Origin of the sequence: Kitasatospora sp. NPDC101183, assembly GCF_044767945.1 — a bacterium.
Lineage (GTDB): Bacteria > Actinomycetota > Actinomycetes > Streptomycetales > Streptomycetaceae > Kitasatospora.
Window position 1 is genome coordinate 238,669 of record NZ_JBIWOW010000005.1, and the last position, 15,598, is coordinate 254,266.

Annotated in this window: 15 protein-coding genes; 11 read left to right on the forward strand and 4 right to left on the reverse strand. The window is 73.6% G+C overall.

Features of this window, described 5'->3' with window-relative positions; translation table 11 throughout:
* Positions 1–349: 349 nt before the first annotated feature.
* The 5 genes from ACIRRS_RS08640 to ACIRRS_RS08660 all read left to right on the forward strand — a co-directional run bounded on the left by ACIRRS_RS08640 (position 350) and on the right by ACIRRS_RS08660 (position 4,821).
* Positions 350–721, forward strand: coding sequence for a hypothetical protein (locus tag ACIRRS_RS08640; RefSeq protein ID WP_402966812.1), 372 nt, complete (start codon positions 350–352; stop codon positions 719–721).
* Positions 722–813: 92 nt separating this feature from the next.
* Positions 814–2,679, forward strand: coding sequence for a tetratricopeptide repeat protein (locus ACIRRS_RS08645; protein WP_402966814.1), 1,866 nt, complete (start codon positions 814–816; stop codon positions 2,677–2,679).
* Positions 2,672–3,997: a serine/threonine-protein kinase gene (locus ACIRRS_RS08650; protein ID WP_402966816.1), complete on the forward strand. Its 1,326-nt coding sequence runs from the start codon at positions 2,672–2,674 to the stop codon at positions 3,995–3,997. The genes ACIRRS_RS08645 and ACIRRS_RS08650 overlap by 8 nt, the downstream gene beginning before the upstream one ends.
* A gap of 24 nt (positions 3,998–4,021) precedes the next feature.
* Positions 4,022–4,333, forward strand: coding sequence for a hypothetical protein (locus tag ACIRRS_RS08655; protein WP_402966818.1), 312 nt, complete (start codon positions 4,022–4,024; stop codon positions 4,331–4,333).
* Between the two features lie 164 nt (positions 4,334–4,497).
* The gene (locus ACIRRS_RS08660; RefSeq protein WP_402966820.1) at positions 4,498–4,821 is read left to right on the forward strand and encodes a putative quinol monooxygenase; all 324 of its coding nucleotides are present in this window, start codon (positions 4,498–4,500) and stop codon (positions 4,819–4,821) included.
* 125 nt (positions 4,822–4,946) lie between these two features.
* Here the strand turns inward: ACIRRS_RS08660 and ACIRRS_RS08665 are convergent, their stop codons facing one another.
* Positions 4,947–5,750 carry an exodeoxyribonuclease III gene (locus ACIRRS_RS08665; RefSeq protein ID WP_402966822.1) on the reverse strand — a complete coding sequence of 268 codons (804 nt, stop codon included), beginning with the start codon at positions 5,748–5,750 and terminating at the stop codon, positions 4,947–4,949.
* Between the two features lie 291 nt (positions 5,751–6,041).
* Here ACIRRS_RS08665 and ACIRRS_RS08670 point away from each other — a divergent pair, with 291 nt between their 5' ends.
* Positions 6,042–6,815: a GntR family transcriptional regulator gene (locus tag ACIRRS_RS08670; protein WP_402966824.1), complete on the forward strand. Its 774-nt coding sequence runs from the start codon at positions 6,042–6,044 to the stop codon at positions 6,813–6,815.
* A 128-nt stretch (positions 6,816–6,943) separates the two neighbouring features.
* Entirely contained in the window at positions 6,944–7,369 is a 426-nt protein-coding gene (locus ACIRRS_RS08675; RefSeq protein ID WP_402966826.1) for a hypothetical protein, read from the forward strand.
* 16 nt (positions 7,370–7,385) lie between these two features.
* Here ACIRRS_RS08675 and ACIRRS_RS08680 read toward each other — a convergent pair whose 3' ends face one another.
* Both ACIRRS_RS08680 and ACIRRS_RS08685 read right to left on the reverse strand, forming a co-directional pair.
* Positions 7,386–8,549: an ROK family protein gene (locus ACIRRS_RS08680; RefSeq protein WP_402966828.1), complete on the reverse strand. Its 1,164-nt coding sequence runs from the start codon at positions 8,547–8,549 to the stop codon at positions 7,386–7,388.
* 320 nt (positions 8,550–8,869) lie between these two features.
* Positions 8,870–10,399: a hypothetical protein gene (locus ACIRRS_RS08685; protein ID WP_402966830.1), complete on the reverse strand. Its 1,530-nt coding sequence runs from the start codon at positions 10,397–10,399 to the stop codon at positions 8,870–8,872.
* Between the two features lie 296 nt (positions 10,400–10,695).
* Between ACIRRS_RS08685 and paaK the strand changes: the two genes are divergently transcribed.
* The 3 genes from paaK to ACIRRS_RS08700 all read left to right on the forward strand — a co-directional run bounded on the left by paaK (position 10,696) and on the right by ACIRRS_RS08700 (position 13,402).
* Positions 10,696–12,036 carry a phenylacetate--CoA ligase PaaK gene (gene paaK, locus ACIRRS_RS08690; protein WP_402966832.1) on the forward strand — a complete coding sequence of 447 codons (1,341 nt, stop codon included), beginning with the start codon at positions 10,696–10,698 and terminating at the stop codon, positions 12,034–12,036.
* A gap of 176 nt (positions 12,037–12,212) precedes the next feature.
* Positions 12,213–12,887 carry a class I SAM-dependent methyltransferase gene (locus ACIRRS_RS08695; protein ID WP_402966834.1) on the forward strand — a complete coding sequence of 225 codons (675 nt, stop codon included), beginning with the start codon at positions 12,213–12,215 and terminating at the stop codon, positions 12,885–12,887.
* Between the two features lie 74 nt (positions 12,888–12,961).
* Complete coding sequence (locus tag ACIRRS_RS08700; protein ID WP_402966836.1) at positions 12,962–13,402, forward strand: GNAT family N-acetyltransferase; 441 nt, start codon at positions 12,962–12,964, stop codon at positions 13,400–13,402.
* Here ACIRRS_RS08700 and ACIRRS_RS08705 read toward each other — a convergent pair.
* Positions 13,399–14,844, reverse strand: a complete 1,446-nt coding sequence (locus ACIRRS_RS08705; RefSeq protein ID WP_402966838.1) for an aminopeptidase P family protein — start codon at positions 14,842–14,844, stop codon at positions 13,399–13,401. The two genes, ACIRRS_RS08700 and ACIRRS_RS08705, sit on opposite strands and share 4 nt — an antisense overlap.
* A gap of 134 nt (positions 14,845–14,978) precedes the next feature.
* On the opposite strand from ACIRRS_RS08705, the gene ACIRRS_RS08710 reads away from it, so the two are divergent.
* The gene (locus ACIRRS_RS08710; RefSeq protein WP_402966840.1) at positions 14,979–15,581 is read left to right on the forward strand and encodes a helix-turn-helix domain-containing protein; all 603 of its coding nucleotides are present in this window, start codon (positions 14,979–14,981) and stop codon (positions 15,579–15,581) included.
* Positions 15,582–15,598: the final 17 nt, after the last annotated feature.

The window sequence follows — 15,598 nt, forward strand, 5'->3', positions numbered from 1 at the left end:
CCGTGTTGGCGTGAAATGGCCAACGACCGTGGAAGGGCGGGGAGATGGCACGGGGAGGCCGTCACCCACGGGTGACGGCCTCCCCGCTGCCGGTGGTGTGCCCGCGGCGGCGGTCGAAGCCGGGCCCGTACGAGGCGGCGGGTCAGTCGATGTGCTCGGTGACAGGGAGGCGGCGCCGTGAACGAGCCGACCGCAGAACCGAACTGACGCACCGAACAGCCTTCGTCCCCGGCGTTCCGCTCGCCGACGACACAACGCTTCGGCCACGTGGGGAACAGACTGAGCGGTACTCGCGTCCTACGGATGCCGAGCGTTCGCGCCGGTTCGATCCTGAGGGAGAATCGCTGTGGTGGAATCCTGGCTCGTGGTGGAAGCGGGCGGCCCGGAGGCCGTCCTCGATCTCCGTGACTGGCTGGCCGATGAACCGGTGCTCCGTGGCCGGGTACGTGTCCTGGCGACGACTCCCGGCCAGGGCGAACTCGGCTCCTGGTCCGACACCCTCGTCGTGGCGTTGGGGGCAGGCGGCGCGCTCACCACACTCGCCACCTCGCTCAAGGTCTATCTGAGCCAGCCGCGCACCAGCACGGTCCGGCTCAAGACCGTGGGGCCGGACGGTAGCCGGACCGATGTGACGGCCGAGAACGTCGCACCCTCCGACGTGGAGGCGATCATCAAAGCCGCTCTGCACTCCGACCGGCAGCCCGACCGCGCCGCGGACTGACCGTGTACCGGCTTCCGGACGCCTCGTGCTCGTGGGCCGTTCTGATCGGCACCGCGCGCTACTCGCACCAGGACGGTCCCGCGGACGTACCGGTGATCGAGAACAACGTGCTCGACTTCCGCGACGTCCTGACCGACGGACAACCGGGTGCGTTCGCACCCGAGCGCGTCATCCCCGTCCTGGATCCACGGCAGCCGAGGGATCTCGGGCTGCCGCTGTTGAAAGCGGCCGCGGCCGCCGAGGACGTGCTCCTCGTCTACTACTCCGGCCACGGCCTGATCGGCTCCAAGAAGGGGGAACTGTACCTCGCGCTCAGTGAGACCGACCAGAAGATGCCGTCCCTGACGGCCTGTTCGCTCGACGTCGTCAGGGAGGCCTTCCAAGCCACTCCGGCACGCCTTCGTGTGCTCATCCTCGACTGCTGCTTCTCCGGGCGGGCGGTCGCGGGCGGGCTGTCCGGGAGTTCCGCGCCCGTGGCCGAACAGCTCGAGATCGCCGGCGCGTACACGCTCGTCTCGTCGCCGCCCAACTCGCCCTCCCACTTCGAGGAGGGCAAACGGCACACCGCCTTCACCGGTGAGCTGCTGCGAGCGTTGCGCAACGGGGTCGAGCAATCCGGCCCCGAGGGAGTGTCACTGGGCGCGCTCTACCCCCATCTCCAGCTGGAACTGCGCTCGCGGGGGTGGCCCGAGCCGCAGCAGTGCGGTACGAACACCGCCGCCTACCTGATCCTCAGCCGACCGCGGAGCAGGGGCGCCGTCTGGCCCGCGCCCGAGAAGCCCGTCGACGGCCCCCCGGGGCCGACCACGGAGCGGGAGCGCTTCCAGTCCCTCGTGCACGCCGGGCGGCGACTCGGAGAGGGCGGCCATGTGCGGTCGGCGGCAGCGGAGTTGGGAATCGTCCTCGATGAGATGACGCAGATCCTGGGCTCGGAGGATCCGGACACCCTGGCCGGACGGATCGAGTACGTCCAGTGGCTGGGCGCGGCCGGACACGTTCGTGAGGCACTCGACCTGTCCACGGCGGCCGTGGGCGCCCTGACCCGTGTGCTCGGTGCCGACAATCGGGTGACCCTCGTCGGCCGCGCCCAGATCGCCCACTGGACCGGGGAGGCGGGCCAACCGGTGGAGGCGGCCCGGCTCACCGGCGAGGTGGTCTCCGACCTGACCCGCGCCCTGGGGCCGGACGACCGTGAGACCCTGCTGGGCCGCGGCCGACTCGCCCACTGGATCGGGATCGCCGGCGACACCGGCGCCGCGTTGCGGCTCACCGACCTCCTGGTGACGGATCTGCACCGGGTCCTCGGCGCCGAGGATCGCGACACCCTGGTCGGACGGATCAACCAGGCGCAGTGGACCGGCCGGGCCGGCCTGACCCGGCAGGCCGTCCTCCTCCTCGGCGCCCTCGTCCCCGACCTGTACTGGCTGCTCGGCGCCGACGACCTGCACACGTTGATCGGCCGAGCCAGACTCGGCCAGTGGACCGGCCTGTCCGGTTCACCGAAGGGCGCTCGCAGACTGTACGCGGCCGTGGTGCCCGACCTGAGTCGAGTGGCAGGGCGGGACGCCCGCGAGACGCTCATCGCCCGTAGCCAGTACGCGCATTGGACCGGTGAGGCCGGAGACCCGCGCAAGGCGATCGGCCTCCTGCGGCAACTGCTGGACGACCTGGAGTGGATCCTGGGCGAGGAGGACCAGGTGACCCTGGTGAACAGGGCCCGGCTCGCTCACTGGACGGGTGCGGACGGGGACGTCCGTACCGCGTTGCGGATCTTCCACGAGGTGCTGCCCGGGCTGCGCCGAACCCTCGGGCCCGACCACCCCGAGGTCCGGGCGAACGAGGCGCTGCTGGTGCGCTGGCGCCGCCGGGCCGACCGGCGGCTGAGGTCGGAGATCCTCTTCGGGCGCGGGCACCGCAGCACCGACCGACGGGGTCTCGGGACGTGGAGCGATGGCTGAAGCCGACGACTGGACCGGCCTGCCCGACGGGATCACGCCCCTCACGCCCGGCGACCGCCGGGAGTTGGGCGGCTACCAGCTCCTGGCCCGCCTCGGCTCGGGCGGCATGGGGATCGTGTACCTCGCGCGCTCCGTCACGGGGCGGACGGCGGCGGTCAAGGTCGTGCGCCCGGAACTGCTGGGCGAACGGGAGGGGCAGGAACGGTTCCGGCGCGAGAGCGCGGCGGCGTCGCGGATCCCCAGGAGGTTCACCGCGCCGCTGCTGGACGCGGACATCGGGGAGGACGGCGCCTGGATGGCCACGGCCTTCATCCCGGGGCTCTCCCTCCAGCAGAGCGTCCACGCCTTCGGCCCGCTCCCGACCGACTCCCTGTACGCCCTGTGGTACGGACTCCTGAGGGCCCTGCACGCCGTTCACGCGGCGGGTGTGGTGCACCGGGACCTCAAGCCGTCGAACGTCCTGCTCACCGCGTCGGGCCCTCGGCTCATCGACTTCGGGATCTCGCTGGTGACCGGCTCCCCGAGTCTGACGTCGACCGGAGCCTTCATCGGGACACCGGGCTACCTCGCTCCGGAACAGATCACGGGACGACCCGTGACCGTCGAGGCCGACGTCTTCGCGCTGGGAGCGGCCATGGCCTTCGCGGCGACGGGATCGCCGCCGTTCGACGGGGAGAACATCGTCAACGCGATCTTCAACGTGCTACAGGGCGAGCCCCGGATATCCTCGCTGCCCGCCGACCTCGACGGCTGGGTCCGTGCCTGTCTGAGCAAGGAACCCGCCCACCGGCCGACCGTCGACGGACTGCTCGGAGCACTCCCCGACCAGCGGGTCACCACCGCGTGGCGGCAACTCGCCGGGGACTGGCTGCCCGAGGCCGTGTCCCGGGCCACGCTCCGGCGGACCCAGTTCGTCCTCGACCTCGACGGCCCCTACCTGCCGCCACCGGGCGGAGCACCCGAGCATCCGCCCGGCCCGCGCACCGCGGTGACGATCGAGCGACCGGCTCCGGGGGGGCCGACCGTACGGCTCCGATCACCCGCACTGTCGGCTGGAGCGGCGCCGGCCCCGACAGGCCCGGCGGCCACGCGCGCCGGTGGCGACCGGCCCCCGACACCCGGGCCACCTCCCGTACTGCCGGACTCTCCACCGAACCCCTCACCGGTGCCGCCGGCACCGGGAGGAGCCCACCCGGCCCCCGACACCCCGCTGCGCACCTTCGCCTCCCCCCTGGAAGCGGAGCTCCCGCCGCCGCCTCGCACGGGCCTGCGCCGCCGTTGGTTCCTCCGCTCGCGCGACGGAACCAGCCGAGGGTGACATTCCGTCCGGGGAGGGGGCGTCATGTGGCCGGTCGTGGTGCTTCTGGCCGCAGCGGTGACGGCGGTGGCCGTGGCCGCCGTGCGCTGTTACGCCGGGCTGCGGGAGATCCACCGGGCCGAACGGCTCGCGGCAGGAAAGGAGTTCGACCTGGAACCCGTCGAACTCGCCCTCCTCGCCGAGAACCTCACGGACCTGACCGTCATGGAGATGTACGGGGCCGGGCGGCCGGACCCCGCCCGTACGGACCGGCGGCCGTGGCCCTGGACGGACTCGACGCCCTGCCCGTCGGCCACGACCTGCGGGCCTGCCAGGACGGTACCGACGCCCGACTGACAGCCGCTGCCGCGATTTCGATGCAGCGCCACCACAGCTGCGGTACCGACTGCGACCACTGAAGCCCGTTCCGGAAGGTTCGGGTCAGAACATTCCTCCTGTACGGGTGGTGCGCGCCGACCCGCCCGCGCCCGCACGTCTGGAACACGCTCTAAACTGGGCGAATGATCTTCATTGTGGTCAAATTCCCCGTCAAGCCCGAACACGCCGATTCCTGGCTGACCCACGTCGACGCGTTCACCCGGGCCACCCGCGCCGAACCGGGCAACCTGTGGTTCGAGTGGTCGCGCAGCACCGAGGACCCGCACACCTACGTGCTCGTCGAGGCCTTCCAGGACGGCACCGGCGAGGCCCACGTGAACTCGGACCACTTCCGTGCGGCGATGGAGACGCTGCGTCCGCTGGTCGAGCGGGCCCCCCAGATCGTGAGCACCACCATCGAAGGCGCTGACGGCTGGGGCAAGATGGGCGAGCTCGGCATCGACTGACAGCAGGAACGCGCCGCTGGTGACCGCACGAGGTCACCAGCGGACCGGCGGCCCCGACAGCCGGCGAACCTCGGCCACACGGCCCGTGGGTGGCACGGCGCCGGGGCTTCCGCGGTGGAGACCTGTCAGTCCCCGTGGGCGTACGACACCGTGACCGGGGCGTGGTCGCTCCAGCGCTCGGTGTGGGTGTCGGCGCGTTCGACGTGGGCGTCGGTGGCCGTGGCGGCGAGGGCGGGGGTGGCGACCTGGAGGTCGATGCGCCAGCCGGAGTCGTTGTCGAAGGCGCGGCCGCGGTAGGACCACCAGGAGTAGGGGCCGGTGCGGTCGGGGTGGAGGGCGCGGACGACGTCGACGTAGCCGGCCTCGTCGTAGACGCGGGAGAGCCAGGCGCGCTCCTCGGGGAGGAAGCCGGCGGCCTTCTGGTTGGACTTCCAGTTCTTGAGGTCCTCGGGCCGGTGGCAGATGTTCCAGTCGCCGCAGACGACGACCTCGCGGCCGTCGGCGGCGGCGCGGGCGCGCAGGGCGGTGAGGTGGGCGAGGAACTCCGCCATGAAGCGTTCCTTCTCGTCCTGGCGCTCGGTGCCGACCTCGCCGGAGGGGAGGTAGAGGCTGGCGACGGTCAGGCCGGGCAGGTCGACCTCGACGTAGCGGCCGGAGGCGTCGAACTCCTCCGAGCCGAAGCCGATGGCGGTGCGCTGGGGTGCGCGGCGGGAGAGGATCGCCACGCCGGCGCGGCCCTTGGCGGAGGAGGGGGCCCAGGCGGGGTGCCAGCCGTCGAGGTCGCGCAGCTCCACGGGCAGCTGCTCGGGTTCGGAGCGCACCTCCTGGAGGCAGATCACGTCCGCCTCGGTGCCGGCGAGCCACTCGACGAAGCCCTTCTTGGCCGCCGCGCGGATTCCGTTCACGTTCACTGTCGTCACCACGGTCACCCGAGCAGCGTACCGGCCGGGGGCTGATGCCCTGGTCGGGGCGCGCTCGGGCCACGGTGGAGTGGCGGGGAGGCGACTGACGTGAACGTGGCATGAAGATGTGCAGTGAAGGCGCCGGGCGATGTCATTGGTCTTGACCATCTCCCGACGCAGCCCCTAGGGTCGCTTACTGCAAGGACCTTTAATAAAGAAGGACGGATAAAAGCCCGCTCTCCCACCTGCCGCAACAGCGGACAGCGGGCCGGAGATCCGCCCTCGTCGCAGGGCAGACCGAAACAGGTGGAGGACACGGTGGGGACGACAGGACAGCTCTCGGCGGTGCCAGAGCCCAAGTACTGGCACCTGCGCACGGTGCTGCTCAAGGCCATCGACACGGAGTTCTCCACCGGCCAGGTCCTGCCGAACGAGCGCGAGCTCTCCGCCCGCTTCGGCGTGGCCCGGGCGACGCTGCGCCAGGCCCTCGACCAGCTGGAGCTGGAGGGCCGCCTGGTGCGCCGCCGGGGGATCGGCACGCTGATCGCCGCCCCGCGCGTGGGCGTTCCGGTCAACCGGCAGGAGGAGGGCTGGCCGGGCGCCGCCCGCAGCCACGCCTGGCGCACGGTGGACTGCACCACCGCCCCCGCCCCCGCGCAGCTGGCCAAGGGCCTGGGCGTGGCCGAGGGCGCGACCGTCCACACCGTCCGCCGGGTCCGCCTGGTCGAGGGCCGTGCGATGGCGGTCGAGTCGCTGCACGTGCCGGCCGCCGCGCTGCCGCACCTGCCGGGCTTCCGGGCCGAGAGCGACCGCGCCCGTTCCGTGCTGCGCCAGCTGGAGCGCCTCGAGGTCGACGGCGAGCAGCGCGCGGTGGAGCTGGGCGTGGCCGAGGCCGAGGAGGCCTCGCTGCTGGAGCGGCCCCCGGGCTCGCCGGTGCTGGTCATGACCACCCAGTACGCCGCCGCCGGGCGCCTGGTCGCGCTGGCCGTCTCCACCTACCGCGCGGACACCTGCAAGCTGACCTTCGGCGAGACCGGCCTGGTCGAGGTCACCCCGGTCGGTGCGGCGGAGGGCGTCCGCACCGCCTCCTGAACCACTTTCCCGACACCCTCAGGGCGAGGCCCGCACACCCCAACCGGTGTGCGGGCCTCAACCGTTGGAGAGGAGGAGGGCGGAAGAGCGGGAAGACTGGTAAGGAAGCGGACGGGAAGGGGGGCCCGGTGAATCCGGTGCTGGAGGCGTGGGCGAAGCTCGAGGTCCTGGCGTTCGACTGCCTGTTCCGGGCGGACGGCACGGCCAGGGAGGCGGTGTTCGACGGTTCGGAGCACCTGCGGCTGGAGCTGGGCGGGCCGGTGGACGTGGCCGAGCTGGTCGCCGATCCGCCGTGGGACGCGGGGGCGGTCAGCGAGTACTGGAAGGCCGAGCTGCCGGACGGGCGGGGCTACGCGATCTGCGGGGACGGCATCCTGGGCCACCTCGGGTACATCGGCCGGCTCGGGCCGGACGGCGAGCTGGTGTGGCTGCTGACGACCTCGACCGGCAACCCGTTCATCGCCGTGTCGGTCGACTGGCCGCTGGCGACCTTCGTCAACGACTGGGGGACCACCCTCACCCTCGACTTCACCGATCCGGTGTACGCGGGCTGAGGACGCGGCGGGAGGCTCAGCCCCTCGGCGGGTCGACGGCGAAGAGCTGGTCCTCGACGTGGTCGAGGGCGACGCGCAGGGCGCCCATGGCGACGACCTCGGAGCCGAGGGCGGCGAGGGCCACCTCCGGTGCGCGGAGGGTGAATTGGGCGAGGCGTTCGCGCAGGGGCTCCAGGACGCCGTCGAGGCCGGCGGCCCAGCCGCCGATGACGACGAGCTGCGGGTCGATGGCCAGGACGAGGGCGGCGACGCCCTGGACGAGGCGGGTGAGGAAGCGGTCCATGGCGACCTGGGAGACCTCGTCGCCCTCGCGGGCCAGGCGCAGGACGCGGGCCACGGCGGCCTCGTCCAGCGGGTTGAGCGGCTTGCCGGTGGTGGAGAGCAGGCGTTCGGGGGTGACCTCCTGGCCGAGCAGGTGGAGGGCGCCGATCTCGCCCGCCGCGCCGCCGTAGCCGCGGTGGAGGCGGCCGTTGATGAGGGAGCCGGCGCCGGGGCTCAGGCCGGCCATGACGAAGACGACGTCGTCGGCGCCGACCGCCGCGCCCTGCCAGTGCTCGGCGATGGCGGCGAGGTTGGCGTCGTTCTCGATGCGGACGGGGCAGCGGAAGGAGCGGCGCAGCCGGGTGCCGATGTCCAGGCCCGTCCAGCCGGGCATCGCGGTGCCGAGCTTGATGGTGCCCTCGCGGTCGACGATGCCGGGCGTGCCGACGCCGACGGCCCACAGGTTGTCGCGGGAGATGGCGCCCTTGCGCAGCACCTCGGCGACGGCGGTGCGGACGGCGGCGAGGCGGTCCTCGGCGTCCAGGGTCTCGTCGACGGGCTTGAAGTGACTGCCCACCACCTCACCGGTGAGGTCGGCGAGGATGACGCGGATGTCGTGCACGCCGATCTCGATGCCGAGGATGTGCCCGGCCTCCGCGCGGAAGCGGAACCAGCGGGCGGGCCGCCCGCGCCGCCCGGTGCCCGGCTGGACGTCCTCGCGCGGCTGCTCCACCTCGGCGACCAGCCCGGTCTCGACGAGGCCCTCGATCACGCCCTCGACGGTGGGCCGGGAGAGCCCGGTCTCGCCGACGAGTTGGGTGAGGGTTACCGCGTGGCCCGTCCGCAGCGCCCGGAGCGTGACCGCCGCGTTGATGCGCCGCAGCAGTGAGGAGTCTCCTCCGGTGAGCCGATCCGCCAAAGCGTTGCCCTTCGCCGTTCGCGCGACTGCCCTGGCGCGCGATGTCGAGTGCGCGGAGACCCACCGAAATGGCCCGCGGGGGTGCGCCACCGGATCGCGGCACGGCGGCACGGGGCCGCCCGCGCGGCCGCCGGAGACTAGCCCGGAGCCTACCCGGGCCCGGCCCCGCGCGGCGAGGATTCCCGCAGCTCATCCGGGCTTCGGTATCGAAATGGTACGGATCGGGTGGCAGTGCGTGATCCGGGCTTCACCGGACGGCCACGCGGTTGGGGTACGGGGGCCGGGGCGAGGGCGCTGACCTGGGAGGACGCCGCCGCCCGTCACCCCGCCCGGGCGACGAACAGCCCCTGCCCCAGCGGCCCCGTCGGGTGGCCCTCCCCGGGCAGGGTGACGACCTGCGGGCAGCCGGCCGCGGCGAGCGCCGCGCGCCACGCGGAGGCCGGTTCGGCGGGCACTGCGCGCGCGTCTCCGGTGACCAGCAGGTCCAGCTGCTCGGCGACGGGGGCGAGCAGCAGGAGCCGTCCGCCGGGGGCGAGCAGGCCGACGAGGGCGGCGGCCTCCTCCTCGGGCCGTCCGGTGGCGGTGGCCACGACCACGTCGTAGCGCCCGCCGTCGGGGGCGAGGTGGTGCTCGCTGTGGCGGCGCGGGCGGCCGGCCAGGGCGCGGGCGACGGTGGTCTCCACGCCCTCGCGGTCGAGTTCGAGGACGCGCAGCGGCTGCGGCCCGTCGTGGGCCTCGGCGCTGCTGCGCACCAGGGCGCCGAGCGCCGTGCCGAGGTAGCCGCGGGCGGCGGCCCGGCGGACGGGGGCGGCGTACGGCCGGGGCGCCTCCTCGCCGGTGACGAGGCGGGGCAGGCGGGCGGTGCCGCGGCGGACGCGGTCCAGGGCGGCGGCGGGGCCGAGGCCGTCGGCCCAGGCCTCGGCGGCGAGGCGCCAGGCGTCGCGGGTGTCGGTGGCGGCGAGGGGCGGGGCGCCGTGGAACAGGGGGCCCCGGCGGGCGATCAGGCCGTGGCGGGCGAGGGCGTCCAGCCAGTTGGCGACCCGGGGGCGTTCGGCGGGGGTGACGAGGGCGGCGGCGAGGATCTCGGCCTCGGTGTGGCCGTGGTCGGGGTCGGTGAGGACGCCGGCCTGCTGGAGGGTCAGCAGGAGGGAGGCGAGGACGGCGTGGTCGAGGTGGGCGCCGAAGGCGCGGGTCTGGTCGGCGGTCAGGCCGATGGTGTGCTTCCAGGCGGCGGCCTCGGCGGCCTCCGCGTCGGTGCGCAGCCGGTGGTCGGCGGCCTCGTCCTCGCTCTTGGGGGCGCGGACGTGGGCGAGGACGGCGCCGAGGGCGTCGACGGCGGCGTAGACGTCGTCCTGCCGGGGCTCGGGGCCGACGTGCAGGATCAGCCGCAGGGCGCCGAGGTCGTGGTCGTCGAGGCCGGGGCGGCCGCTGAGCCGCCACAGCAGCGGGGACGGCAGGCTGAGGTGGGTGGTGCCGGTGGCGGCGAGTGCGGCGAGCTGCTCGTCGGGCTGCTGCTCGGGGTCGCCGCAGTGGACGGTGCCGCCGGCGAGCAGGGTGGCGAGGGCGAGTTCGACGGCGAGGTCGGTGGCCGGGTGCAGCACGGTGTGCCGTATGGGCGGCGGGCCGAGGACGCCGGCCCAGTGCCGCAGCCGCGCCTCGGCGGTGCGGGCGGCGGAGGGCGCGAGCGCGGCGTGTTCGGCGACCCGCTCGGCCAGGGCCTTGGGCAGGCCGCCGGGCGGGGAGACGCCGAGCAGCAGGCCGATGCCGCTGATCGCGCGGCCTTCGGCGACGACGGCGGGCCGGTCGCCGAGGTCGCGCAGCGCGCTGACCAGGGAGGAGGACGAGGACACGGTGTTCACTCCGGGGTGCAGGGGAGAAGCCGCACCACTGAACCATGCGGTCGGGCCGGGAGAGGCCGTGCGTCGGTCAAACTTCCGTAATGATTTTCATATCGGCCAACCAAGCCTAGGGGAGGACTTGACGCGAAGTTGCCGGAACCTCACATTCCGGAACGGTGGTCGGAGGTCTTGACAGGCGGGTGCGGGGGTGGGTTACCTGGCCGTGGGCTTCTGGCCGAACGTTCGGTCGGTGTCGAAGTCGGTGCTGGAGCCGGTGCCGAAGGAGCCTCCGAAGGAGCTGAGCGACGATGACCGGCAGCACCCCTGAGCAGCCCGCGCCCCGCCGCCTCGGGGAGCCCCTCCCGCCCGCCCTCCTCGACGCCGGCGAGCGCATGAGCCCCGAGGAGCTGCGCGCCCACCAGCTCACCCGCCTCCGCGCCACGCTGCGCCACGCGTACGACAACGTCGAGCTCTACCGCCGCAGGTTCGACGCCGCCGGCGTCCGCCCCGAGGACTGCCGCACCCTCGCCGACCTCGCCCGCTTCCCCTTCACCACCAAGGCCGACCTGCGCGAGGGCTACCCCTTCGGCATGTTCGCCGTCCCCATGGAGAAGGTCCGCCGCCTCCACGCCTCCAGCGGCACCACCGGCCGCCCCACCGTCGTCGGCTACACCGACGGCGACCTCTCGATGTGGGCCGACGTCGTCGCCCGCTCGATCCGCGCCGCCGGCGGGCGCCCGGGCGACAAGGTGCACATCGCGTACGGCTACGGTCTGTTCACCGGCGGCCTCGGCGCCCACTACGGCGCCGAGCGGGCCGGCTGCACCGTCATCCCCGCCAGTGGCGGCATGACCGCCCGCCAGGTGCAGCTGATCCAGGACTTCCGGCCCGAGATCATCATGGTCACCCCCTCCTACCTCCTCACCCTGCTCGACGAGTTCGAGCGCCAGGGCGTCGACCCGCGCGGCACCTCGCTGCGCATCGGCATCTTCGGCGCCGAGCCCTGGACGGAGGAGATGCGCAGCGAGATCGAGGACCGCCTCGACCTGCACGCCGTCGACATCTACGGCCTCTCGGAGGTGGTCGGCCCCGGCATCGCGCAGGAGTGCGTGGAGACCAAGGACGGCCTGCACATCTGGGAGGACCACTTCTACCCCGAGGTCGTCGACCCCTTCACCGACGAGGTGCTGCCCGAGGGCGTCGGCGGCGAACTGGTCTTCACCACCCTCACCAAGGAGGCCCTGCCCGTCGTCCGCTACCGCACCCGCGACCTCAGCCGGCTGCTGCCCGGCACCGCCCGCCCGGCGTTCCGGCGGATGGAGAAGGTCACCGGGCGCAGCGACGACATGATCATCCTGCGCGGGGTGAACCTCTTCCCGACCCAGATCGAGGAGATCCTGCTGCGCACGGCCGGGGTGGCGCCGCACTTCCAGCTGCGGCTGACCACGCGCGGGCGGATGGACCACCTGACGGTGCGGGTGGAGGCCCGCCCGGAGGCGCCGACGGGGCTGCGGGAGGCGGCGCGGGCGGAGGTCGTCCGGGCGGTGAAGGACGGGGTGGGCGTCAGCGTCGAGGTGGAGGTGGTCGACCCGTACGTGCTGGAGCGCTCGGTCGGGAAGATCAAGCGCGTGGTGGACGAGCGGAGTTGACGCCCGCACGGGGTCGGGCGCCGGAGGCGGGCGGCCGTCCGGGGAGAGGACACGCGCGCCTCCGGCGACTACAGCAATGTAGACGCAAGGCGCCGGCGGAGTCCAGCCCCGGCCCGGTGCCCGGGCGGCCACGCAGCGTGCGCGGGCGCCCGCCCGTGGGGCCTATGCTGCGGGGCATGCCGAGTGAGCTGCGCACCCCTCACCAGCCGGTGTCCGACCTGGACTTCATCCGGAGCGCGACCGAGCTGAAACCCGTCCCGTTCGTCCCCGAGATCAGCCTGCACATGGCCGAGGACGCCATCGCGCTGTGGGAGCGGACGGAACGGGCGCGCGGGGAGGCCGGGCTGCCGCCGCCGTTCTGGGCCTTTGCCTGGGCGGGCGGCGTCGCCGTCGCCCGGTACGTCCTGGACAACCCCGAACTCGTCGACGGGCGCGCGGTGCTGGACATCGCCGCGGGCTCCGGGCTGGTCGGGATCGCCGCCGCGCTGCGCGGGGCCCGGGCGGTGGGCGCCGCCGAGATCGACGCCTACGCCGTCGCCTCGATCGGGCTGAACGCCGAGGCCAACGGGGTGCGGGTGGAGGCCGACCTCGTCGACCTGGTCGACGGGGACGGCGCGCCCGCCGAGGTGGTGCTCGCCGGGGACGTCTTCTACGAGCGGGAGATGGCCGCCCGCTTCCTGCCGTTCCTGGAGCGGGCCGTGGCGCGCGGCGCCACCGTGATCGTCGGCGACCCCGGGCGCGCCTACCTGCCGCGCGAGCGGTTCACCGCCGTCGCCGCGTACCGGGTGCCGGTGGTCGCGGACCTGGAGGACACCTCCGTGAAGACCACCACCGTGTGGCGGCTGGGCTGACCGGGCCGGGCCCGGCCGACCACGGTACGGAATTCCGGGCGGACCGGGGCGGCGGCCTGCTAGAACAGGCCGCCATGACCGACGAGATCGTGATCCGACCCGCCACCCCCGACGAGATCCCCGCCCTGCTCGCCCTCTGGGCGCGCGCCGCCAAGGGCGCCAGCATCACCGACGACGAGGCGGGCGTGGCCGCGCTGCTCGCCCGCGACCCGCACTGCCTGATCGTCGCCGCCCCGGCCGGGGACCCGGGCCGCCCGGTCGGCACCGTCATCGCGGGCTGGGACGGCTGGCGCTGCCACCTCTACCGCCTCGCCGTCGACCCCGACCACCGCCGCCGGGGCATCGGCGCGGCCCTGCTCGCGGCCGCCGAGGAGCGGTTCACCGCCCTCGGCGGCCGCCGGGCCGACGCGATGGTGCTGGACGACAACGCCCTCGGCCACCGCACCTGGCAGGCCGCCGGCTACCACCCGGAGCCGCAGTGGAGCCGGTGGGTCAAGCCGCTCCCGGAGAGCTAACGGAGTTCGGCCAGCCAGGCCTCGACCTCGTCCGAGCGGCGCGGCAGGCCCGCCGAGAGGTTCTCGCTGCCGTCCTCGGTGACGAGGATGTCGTCCTCGATGCGCACGCCGATGCCCCGGTACTCCTCGGGGACGGTCAGGTCGTTCTCCTGGAAGTAGATCCCCGGCTCGACGGTGAGGACCATGCCGGCCTTGAGCGGGCCGTCGACGTGCTCCTCCGTACGGGAGTGGGCGCAGTCGTGCACGTCCAGGCCCAGCATGTGGCCGGTGCCGGCCAGGGTGAAGCGGCGGTGCAGGCCGAGCTCGTACACCTTGTCGGCGCTCAGGTCGCCGAACAGGCCCCAGGAGGTGAGGTGTTCGGCGAGGGTGCGCTGGGCGGCGTGGTGGAAGTCGCGGAAGTCGGCGCCCGGCCGCACGGCCGCGATGCCCGCCTCCTGGGCGTCGTACACGGCGTCGTAGACCTTGCGCTGCAGCTCGGTGAAGCGGCCGCCGACCGGGAGGGTGCGGGTGACGTCGGCGGTGTAGAGGCGGTTGGTCTCCACGCCCGCGTCGAGCAGCAGGAGGTCCCCCGGGAGGGCCTGGCCGTTGTTGCGCACCCAGTGCAGGGTGGTGGCGTGCGCCCCGGCGGCGGCGATGGTGCTGTAGCCGACGTCGTTGCCCTCCAGGCGGGCGCGGACGAAGAAGGTGCCCTCGATCAGGCGCTCGGGGGTGGGCGTGTCGGTGCCGAGGACACGGACGACGTCCTCGAAGCCGCGGGCGGTGGCCTCGCAGGCGAAGCGCAGCTCGGCGATCTCGAACTCGTCCTTGACCAGGCGCAGTCCGGAGAGGTGGATCTCGAACTCCGCGTCCCGCTCGGCGTCGAGGCGGCCCTCCAGGGCGCTCTGCACGCCCGCGTCGTGACCGCGCAGCAGGCGGACGGGGGCGCTCGCGCCGGCCAGGTCGGCGGTCAGGGTGCGCACGTCGCGACAGGGCAGGCCGAGGAGGAGCTCGTTCTCGGCGAGGCCGTTGCGGCGGCCGTCCCACAGCTCGCCGTGGTTGTCGAGCCAGAACTCGCCGTTCTCGACGACGGAACGGCCGCGCAGGTAGGCGACGGCGGTGTGGCCGCTCTCGCCCGCGGGCTCCAGGACGAGGACGGCGTCCTGGGAGAGGTCGCCCGTCAGGTAGACGTAGTCGGAGGAGGGGCGGAAGGCGTAGTCGCAGTCGTTCGCCCGCACCTTGGGGGTGCCGGCCGGGATGACCAGCAGCTCGCCCGGGTACGCGGCCGACAGCTCGGCGCGGCGGCGGGCGGTGTGCGCGGCCTGCGGGATCGGCTCCAGGTCGCGGCGCTCGGTGTCGGCCCAGCCGTGCTTCATGCTCTCGGCCAGCTCGTCGGTCACGCCGCGGGTGAGGCCGTTCTTGCGGTATTTGATGGGCGGGGTGGCAGGGGTGCCCGTCTCGGTCATTCTGCGTCTCCTGAGGAGGGAGGAGGGTGGTGACTGCGGCGCGTTTCGCTACGCTGACCTGCCTGCCTGTGCGGCAGACGAACCATTCGGTCCGTACGGTATAGCGAACAGTGCGCGGAGAGAAGAGGTCGAGCGTGAACGACTCCGAGAACTCGGTGAAGGGCGTCCTCGCGGCGAACCTCAAGCGGGTGCGGGCCGAGCACGGGCTCTCCCTCTCCGAGCTGTCCCGCCGCGCCGGCATCGGCAAGGCGACGCTCTCCCAGCTGGAGTCCGGCGCCGGCAACCCCACCCTGGAGACGGTGCTCGGCCTCTCCCGGGTCCTCGGGGTGCCGATCTCCGACCTGGTCGAGGCCCGGCCCGCCGGCGAGGTCACGGTGGTGCGGGCGGCGGACGCCCAGGTGCTCAGCGGGCAGGGCGTCGACCTGCGGCCGCTGCGCCGGATCGACTGCGGGGACGCCCTGTTCGAGGTCTACGACCAGCTGGTGCGCACGGGCGCCCCGCAGGAGTCCGGGGGCCACGGCGGCACCGAGCACACCATCGTCCAGGGCGGACGGCTCGGGGTGCGGGTCGACGGGCGGGAGCTGGAGCTCGGCCCCGGCGACTACGTCGGCTTCGACGCGGCGCTCCCGCACGCGTACACCGCCCTGGGCGGGGAGCCGGTGCGCTCGGTGCTGCTGCTCCAGCACCGGGCCGAGCAGCGGCTGCACCTGGAGGACGGGGTTCACCCTGTCGCCTGATCGTTCTGCCATCTGAT

Excerpts from the sequence above, each read along its gene's own strand:
- ACIRRS_RS08695 (WP_402966834.1), top strand. The coding sequence starts at position 12,213 with ATGCCGAGTGAGCTGCGCACCCCTCACCAGCCGGTGTCCGACCTGGAC.
- ACIRRS_RS08705 (WP_402966838.1), bottom strand. The coding sequence starts at position 14,844 with ATGACCGAGACGGGCACCCCTGCCACCCCGCCCATCAAATACCGCAAG.
- paaK (WP_402966832.1), top strand. The coding sequence starts at position 10,696 with ATGACCGGCAGCACCCCTGAGCAGCCCGCGCCCCGCCGCCTCGGGGAG.
- ACIRRS_RS08660 (WP_402966820.1), top strand. The coding sequence starts at position 4,498 with ATGATCTTCATTGTGGTCAAATTCCCCGTCAAGCCCGAACACGCCGAT.
- ACIRRS_RS08650 (WP_402966816.1), top strand. The coding sequence starts at position 2,672 with ATGGCTGAAGCCGACGACTGGACCGGCCTGCCCGACGGGATCACGCCC.
- ACIRRS_RS08700 (WP_402966836.1), top strand. The coding sequence starts at position 12,962 with ATGACCGACGAGATCGTGATCCGACCCGCCACCCCCGACGAGATCCCC.
- ACIRRS_RS08655 (WP_402966818.1), top strand. The coding sequence starts at position 4,022 with ATGTGGCCGGTCGTGGTGCTTCTGGCCGCAGCGGTGACGGCGGTGGCC.